Source organism: Acidimicrobiia bacterium (assembly GCA_035471805.1).
Lineage (GTDB): Bacteria > Actinomycetota > Acidimicrobiia > Spongiisociales > JAHEDJ01 > JAHEDJ01.
On record DATIPS010000052.1, the window covers coordinates 21,968 to 28,720 of the forward strand.

At 64.3% G+C, this 6,753-nt stretch carries 6 protein-coding genes; 5 read left to right on the top strand and 1 reads right to left on the bottom strand.

Features of this window, described 5'->3' with window-relative positions; genetic code table 11:
• Positions 1 to 8: 8 nt before the first annotated feature.
• Entirely contained in the window at positions 9 to 908 is a 900-nt protein-coding gene (locus tag VLT15_10315) for a DMT family transporter (protein ID HSR45601.1), read from the top strand.
• A 268-nt stretch (positions 909 to 1,176) separates the two neighbouring features.
• On the top strand, positions 1,177 to 2,418 hold the full coding sequence (locus VLT15_10320) for a hypothetical protein (GenBank protein HSR45602.1): 1,242 nt from the start codon (positions 1,177 to 1,179) through the stop codon (positions 2,416 to 2,418).
• A 31-nt stretch (positions 2,419 to 2,449) separates the two neighbouring features.
• Here the strand turns inward: VLT15_10320 and VLT15_10325 are convergent, their stop codons facing one another.
• Positions 2,450 to 3,223, bottom strand: coding sequence for a hypothetical protein (locus VLT15_10325; GenBank protein HSR45603.1), 774 nt, complete (start codon positions 3,221 to 3,223; stop codon positions 2,450 to 2,452).
• Between the two features lie 57 nt (positions 3,224 to 3,280).
• Here VLT15_10325 and VLT15_10330 point away from each other — a divergent pair, with 57 nt between their 5' ends.
• The 3 genes from VLT15_10330 to VLT15_10340 all read left to right on the top strand — a co-directional run bounded on the left by VLT15_10330 (position 3,281) and on the right by VLT15_10340 (position 6,706).
• Positions 3,281 to 4,411: a Glu/Leu/Phe/Val dehydrogenase gene (locus tag VLT15_10330; protein ID HSR45604.1), complete on the top strand. Its 1,131-nt coding sequence runs from the start codon at positions 3,281 to 3,283 to the stop codon at positions 4,409 to 4,411.
• Positions 4,412 to 4,421: 10 nt separating this feature from the next.
• Complete coding sequence (locus VLT15_10335; protein HSR45605.1) at positions 4,422 to 6,455, top strand: thiamine pyrophosphate-dependent enzyme; 2,034 nt, start codon at positions 4,422 to 4,424, stop codon at positions 6,453 to 6,455.
• Positions 6,456 to 6,544: 89 nt separating this feature from the next.
• Positions 6,545 to 6,706 carry a hypothetical protein gene (locus VLT15_10340; protein HSR45606.1) on the top strand — a complete coding sequence of 54 codons (162 nt, stop codon included), beginning with the start codon at positions 6,545 to 6,547 and terminating at the stop codon, positions 6,704 to 6,706.
• Positions 6,707 to 6,753 lie beyond the last annotated feature (47 nt).

Below are 6,753 nucleotides of genomic sequence, written 5' to 3' on the forward strand. Positions count from 1 at the left end.
GGCATCCGTTGACGTCGAAGATCCTCTCCACTTCCGCCGGCACCAACCAGCAGTCCTTCTCGTCGCGGGACTGGGGCTTGTTCTGGTCGATCAGCCTCATTTGGGGAGCATCTTTCCTGCTACTGGACGTCGGACTCGACGCGTTTGAGCCGGGCCTCATCACCTGGCTCCGGGTTGGAACGGGAGCGGCCGTGCTGTGGCTATTCCCCCAGACACGGGTTGCGGTGGCGCCCGCCGATTGGCCGCGTCTGATCGCGTTGTCCGTCATCTGGGTGGCGATTCCGTTCTCGCTGTTTCCGATTGCACAGCAATGGATCAACTCTGCTCTCGCCGGGATGCTGAACGGCGCAATGCCGATCTTCGCGGCGGCCATAGCCTCGCTCCTCCTCCGCCGTCTACCGAGAGGTGCTCAGCTGGCAGGCGTCGCCGTCGGATTCCTCGGCGTTGTCGCCATCGCTTCCCCTTCGCTCGGCGACGGAGGGTCGGAGGCTCTGGGGGTGGGCCTGGTTCTGCTGGCAACGGTTTGCTACGGCCTGGCAGTCACCATCGCCACCCCCGTTCAGCAACGCTACGGTTCGCTTCCGGTCATGGGCCGGATGCTGGCACTGGCGACCATATGGACGGCGCCACTGGGCGTGTCGGGCTCTCTCGCTTCGAGCTGGGGATGGGAATCGTTCGCGGCCGTGGCCATCGCAGGTGTCTTCGGTACCGGTCTGGCGTTTGTGATCATGGGCAGTCTGGTGGGGAGGGTCGGGTCGACACGGGCGTCGTTCATCACCTATGTGATCCCGGTAGTAGCCCTGGCGCTCGGCGTCATCTTCCGAGGTGACGTCGTAACAGCCGTGTCGATTGTCGGTGTGATCCTGGTGATAGCCGGGGCGGTGCTGGCATCGCGCCGGGAAACCTGACGCGGCACAGCGGAGCCCCGAAGCTGCGCCCGGCCATCCTCAACGCTTCGTCGAGACGGGCGGCAGGTCGCAAAGCAACGCGAGCCGCTGCCTTCTCCCGGCTTCGACAAAGCGGCGGTGGACTTCGACCGCCGGCCACTCAGCCTCACGACCCGGTGCCTGAACCGTTCGCGCGCTGATCCCGATTGTCGGCTCGGGGGCTTCCCGCATCGTTGGCGGCTCCATGTGGTTACATCTACTGGTTCGGCGTCAATCCGGAGTATCTGAAGTGCCCTTGTTCGACGACACAAGTGATCGGGTGACACCGGTGGACCACGTCACCGGCGCCGGTGCGTCGGGACGAGGGCCGGAACCGAAGCAACGGGGGCGGGTCCTGATCGGGATGCTGGGAGGATTGGCGATCGGCTTGCTGCTGGCGGCCGGCTCCCAGCTGAACTCCCCAGACGCCGAGACGTCCCCCTCGACGATACCGCCGGTCGGAGCCCCACCCACGGTGCCTACGACGACCACCACACTTGCACCGTCGCGTCTCGACATCCTGGTGGATGGCTACGAGGGGACCCTCTTTCTCGCCGGTGCCGCCAACCAACAAGGCAAGCTGTGGCGATGGGAGTCCCGGACCGGTGCGCCGCTCAACCTCGAAGTTCCCAACTTGATGACGGATGCCGGTTTCAACGCATCCGGGGTTCGGGTGGCGGTGACGAGCCGGAGCGGCTCCTCGCCCTGGCGGACGTTGTGGATCGGCACAGCCGGAAATCAGGAGCCCATCGCGGTCGATGTCGCCACCTGGCGTTGGCATGCCCATGACCCGAGCCGCATTGCCTGGGTGGAGGTCAACCGCATCGACGGGTCACCCGAACTGCACGTTGCCGTCCTTCCGGTAGGCGTCGTGCAGATCACTCCTCTCGAGGAACTCGGCACCATTGTCCGCTTCGACGACAGCGGCCTCCTGTTGGATCTCAACCCGATCCTCTTCGTCGGAGAGAACCCGCCGCGCGACGACGACGCTGGCGGACCGGCCGGCTACGTCCTCGCCGCCGTGGACCTCGACGGCCGGGAGTTCGGACGGAACAGTGGCCGATACGTCGGGACGCTGCCCGATGGAAGGATTCTGATTTCCCAGGCCGGCAATCTCATGGTGACGGCATCCGACCTGACCGACCCGGAGCCGTTCGGGTTCCCGAGCGGGAAGAGGATGGCCTCCATCGAAGCCGCTCCCGACGGCAGTACGTGGGCAATCTGGGAGATCGAGGAGACCACGGGCGTATCCGCTCCGGCCCAACTGTGGATCCTCCGGGACGATGAGATGCTGTTCGAGACGACACTGCCGTCGGCGCTCCGCGCCGTGTCCTGGTCACAGGACGGACGGTGGCTGATAGCCGCAGTCGGCGAGCCTGCCCCTCTCTCGGGCTTCTCATCCGGCCAACTCTGGTTCGTCGACACGGAGGACTGGTCGATGCATGCAGTCGAAGCGCCCGGCTTCGTGTTCGACATCGCCGCCGTGCCGTAGCGAGCCCCGGGCCGACCGCGACTCCGGGGTATCAGCTCGAAAAGGCCACCGACATCGGCCCGGCCCAGCGCATCGCAACCGAAACGTAGTGGGTGCTCGCCGTCTCCCAATCGCCGGAAGCCAGGGCGTTGATCGACTCCCACACCTCGGATGAGGACTCGTCGAGCAGGAGATCCGTCTCATCGAACAGTTCCGACACCGTCCCGTAGTCGAGTTCGACCAGCGCGTCCTCGGGATGACCCGATACCCACTCCGCCAACTCCTCTATCTCCGACACCACGCCGCCGTCCATGCCCACGTCGCGCAGCACGCCGGCGACCTCATCCAACCGTCCCGCAGCTTCCCGTTGCAGGGTGCGGTACCGAATCGACTTCCCGGTCTCGTTGTCGACGATTTCCCTCTCGGTGGGGTCGAACGCCGAGAACCAGCGCAGCGGGACGTGCCATGCGGAAGTCAGTATGAAAGACCTGGCCAGAGGCTGTTCATAGATCGAATCGAGATGCTCGGCGGCCTTGCGCGCGACGCGATCTGGAACCAGCAGCTCACCACCGATTCCCGCGTAGGCGGTGCGGAAGGCGAGGAGTCCTTCCATGGCCCTGAGCAACGGCCTCCTCACGCACCCGTACCGAGCCCCTCCCCATTCGGCGATCAACACGTCATCGCGCATCGAACCTCGAACCAGACCGACGGGGGTCGCGGCGCGCAGCGAGCCGGTCGGCTCGGAGCTGACCTCGGGCAGTGTCAGCCCCTCAGCATTGAGCGTCTCCTCCGGGAGATAGACACGAAGATAGGCTGTGGCCGTCATGGGGCCACATGGTAGGGGCACATCTGACCAACGCCACGAAGACCGCATCTGGCCCTCATGGGTAGACTGCGGGAGCAGTTCCAACGAGTGAAGGGATGCGCGCCTATGGGCGTATTCGACTTAGCCGAACAGACCGGTCACGAGCAGGTTCTCTACGGCTACGACGAGTGTTCCGGCCTCAAGACCATCATCGCTATCCACTCCACTGCTCTCGGGCCCGCACTCGGCGGGCTTCGTTTCTATCCATACGAAAACGAGCAGGACGCGCTGATCGACGTCTTGAGATTGTCGAAAGGGATGAGCTACAAGGCCGCCGCAGCCGGGCTGGACCTCGGCGGGGGGAAGGCGGTGATCATCGGCGACTCGTTCACCGACAAGTCCGAGCGACTCTTCCGAGCATACGGCCGGATCGTCGATTCTCTCCGCGGACGCTACATCACGGCCGAGGACGTCGGTACCACCGCAAAGGACATGGAGTTGATCCGGCGCGAGACGATGTGGGCCGTTGGGATTCCGATTCCGGAGGGCGGTTCCGGAGACCCGTCGCCGGCCACAGCCCGGGGTCTGTTCTCCGGACTGACCGCCACCTCGGAATTCCTGTGGAACACCGCCGACCTGACCGGTCGCCGGGTAGCGGTGCAAGGTGTCGGCAAGGTCGGGTACTACTACGTCGAGCAACTGGTCCGGGCCGGTTGCGAAGTGATCGTCGCCGACAAGTACGGGCCTGCGATCGACAAGGTGACCGAGGACTTCGGCGTGAAGGCGGTTGATCCCGAGGAGATCTTGTTCGTCGACTGCGACATTCTCTCCCCGTGCGCACTCGGTGCGTCGTTGACCGAGGAGACGATCCCCAAGCTGGCGACCCGGGTGATCGTCGGTGCTGCCAACAACCAGTTGGCGACCGACGAGGATGGTGATCGAATCGCCGATCGCGGCATTCTGTATGCGCCCGACTTCGTCGTAAATGCAGGTGGGTTGATCAACGTCTTCGAAGAGATGCGCGGCTACGAGAAGACACGTGCAATGCACCACGTCGACAGCATCCACGATGCAACCACCCGCATCCTGGAGAAGGCGCGGCACGACGGTACCAACCCGCACTTGGCTGCCGTCAATGTGGCCGAGCAGCGTATGAAGCTGATCGGCGACCTCCGCCGGTTCCGGCGACACGGCGACGACCGCAACTAGGAGCAGACGAGTGGATCTTGAAGTAGGGGAGATCAAGGACAGCCATATCGAGCTCGGCCTGAGCGACGAGCAGGTTCTCGATCTATATCGAAAGATGCTGTTGACGCGCATCGTCGACGATCGGACCTGGGCATTGAACCGGCAGGGTCGCGCCCCATTCGTCGTTTCCTCCTCCGGACACGAGGCCGCGCAGGTGGGTTCTGCTTTCGCGCTCGACCCGACCATCGATTGGGCCCTCCCCTACTACCGGGATGTCGGAGTAGCCCTCACCTGGGGGTTCACACCGTACGACTACTTCTTGACGGTGTTCAGCAGGGCGGCAGACGTAACCAGCGGCGGCCGGCAGATGCCCGGACACTGGTCCGACCCGGCGCGGAACGTGTTCAGCCACTCGTCCGCCATCGCCACGCAGTATCCGCACGCGGCGGGAATCGCCTACGGACAAATGATGGACAAAACCGGCGGAGTGGTGATCGTATACGGTGGAGAAGGCTCGACCTCCGAAGGCGACTGGCACGAGATGATGAACTTCGCCGGGGCCCGCCGACTCCCGCTGATCGTCGTCATCGAGAACAACCAGTACGCCATCTCGGTCCCGGAGGCGGAGGAGGTGGGGGGCATCATCGCCGACCGGGCACTCGGATACGGATTCCACGGCGCTCTGATCGACGGCAACGACGCTCTCTCCGTCTATTCGGCCACGAAGGCTGCAGCAGAACGGGCTCGTGCCGGTGGCGGGCCGAGCCTGATCGAAGCGCGCACCTATCGCTATTACGCCCACACATCGGATGACGACGACAAGCTCTACCGCAGTCGCGAGGAGGTTGAGCAGTGGAGGCGTCGTGATCCGCTGATTCTGCTCAAGCAATACCTCATAGAGGCGCGATTGCTGCCGGAGGCCGTCGAAGAGGAGATGGAACGGGAGCTACGGGCTCGGGTGGCAGACGCAGTAGAGCGTGCCGAAGCCGAGCCGTTCAGCGACGACGCAACCGGCAAAGTGTATGCCAATCCGATCGTTCCCACCGTGGCGGCCACCGAACCCGAGCCGGAGCCGGCCGGTGAGGAAGTCAACATGATTCAGGCAGTGAACATGGCTCTGCACGAGATCATGGCCGCCCACCCTGAGGCAGTCGTATTCGGTGAGGACGTCGCCGACCCGAAGGGCGGGGTCTTCAAGGCAACGCAAGGGCTGACAAACGCTTTCGGCGCCGATCGCTGCTTCAACTCACCGCTGGCTGAATCGCTGATCATCGGAACCGGCATAGGACTGGCGGCGGTCGGGAAGATGGCACTCGCCGAGATCCAGTTTGCCGACTACATCCACCCCGCTTTCGATCAGATCGTGTCTGAGGTCGCCCGGGTCCACTACCGGACCGACGGGAGGTGGAACGTCAAGATGGTGATCCGGACGCCGTACGGCGGCGGGATCAACGGCGGGTTGTATCACTCGCAGTCGGTGGAGGCCTTCTACACCCACGTGCCCGGCCTGAAGGTCGTCGTTCCCTCGACACCCGCCGACGTGAAGGGACTGTTGTGGGAAGCTGCCCTGGACCCCGACCCGGTCTTGTTCCTGGAGCCGAAGAAGCTGTACCGGCTGGGACGCGGACCTTACCCCAACGACGACTTTCGGATCCCTCTGGGTAAAGCCGCGGTTCGGCGGAAGGGTCGGGACGTCACGCTCATCGCCTACGGCGCTATGGCGTTCTTCACGCTCGAGGCGGCGGCACTGCTGGAGGAGGAGGGCGTGGACGCTGAGGTCATCGACCTGCGCTCCCTGAAGCCGCTCGACTGGCCCACCATCGAAGCGTCCGTTCGAAAGACCGGAAGAGCGCTGATCATCCACGAGGACAACGAGTTCATGGGATTCGGTGCCGAGATCGCAGCCCAGATCGCGGACACGGCTTTCGAATACCTGGATGCTCCGGTCAAGCGGTACGGATCGCCCGACGTGCCGACCTTCCCGTTCGCCGGTGTGCTCGAGGAACAGATCCGCCCCAACGTCGAGGGCATCATCGAGCGGGCCAAGGAGCTGGCGGCCTTCTGAGACCCGGAACAGCCGGGCGCCGGTATCGAGGAGGCGGGATTTCCCTCGCATATCGGGAGGATCCGCAGCGCGCAGGCTAGTTTTCGGATGTGCTTCGCTGGATCGTTCGGATCGCCGTCATCATCCTCATCGGATTGATCGCCTTCGTGGTCCTGGCGCCGCTGGCGCCGGACGGCAGCGGACTCAGCGACGCCCGCGATGCTTTCGTCGACGGCCTCAAGGCCTGGTGGGGCAACCCGATCACACCCTGAAACCCTTTTCGCGCGACATTCGGAACCTATAGGTTCCGAATGTCGCG

Excerpts from the sequence above, each read along its gene's own strand:
- VLT15_10325 (HSR45603.1), bottom strand. The coding sequence starts at position 3,223 with ATGACGGCCACAGCCTATCTTCGTGTCTATCTCCCGGAGGAGACGCTC.
- VLT15_10330 (HSR45604.1), top strand. The coding sequence starts at position 3,281 with ATGGGTAGACTGCGGGAGCAGTTCCAACGAGTGAAGGGATGCGCGCCT.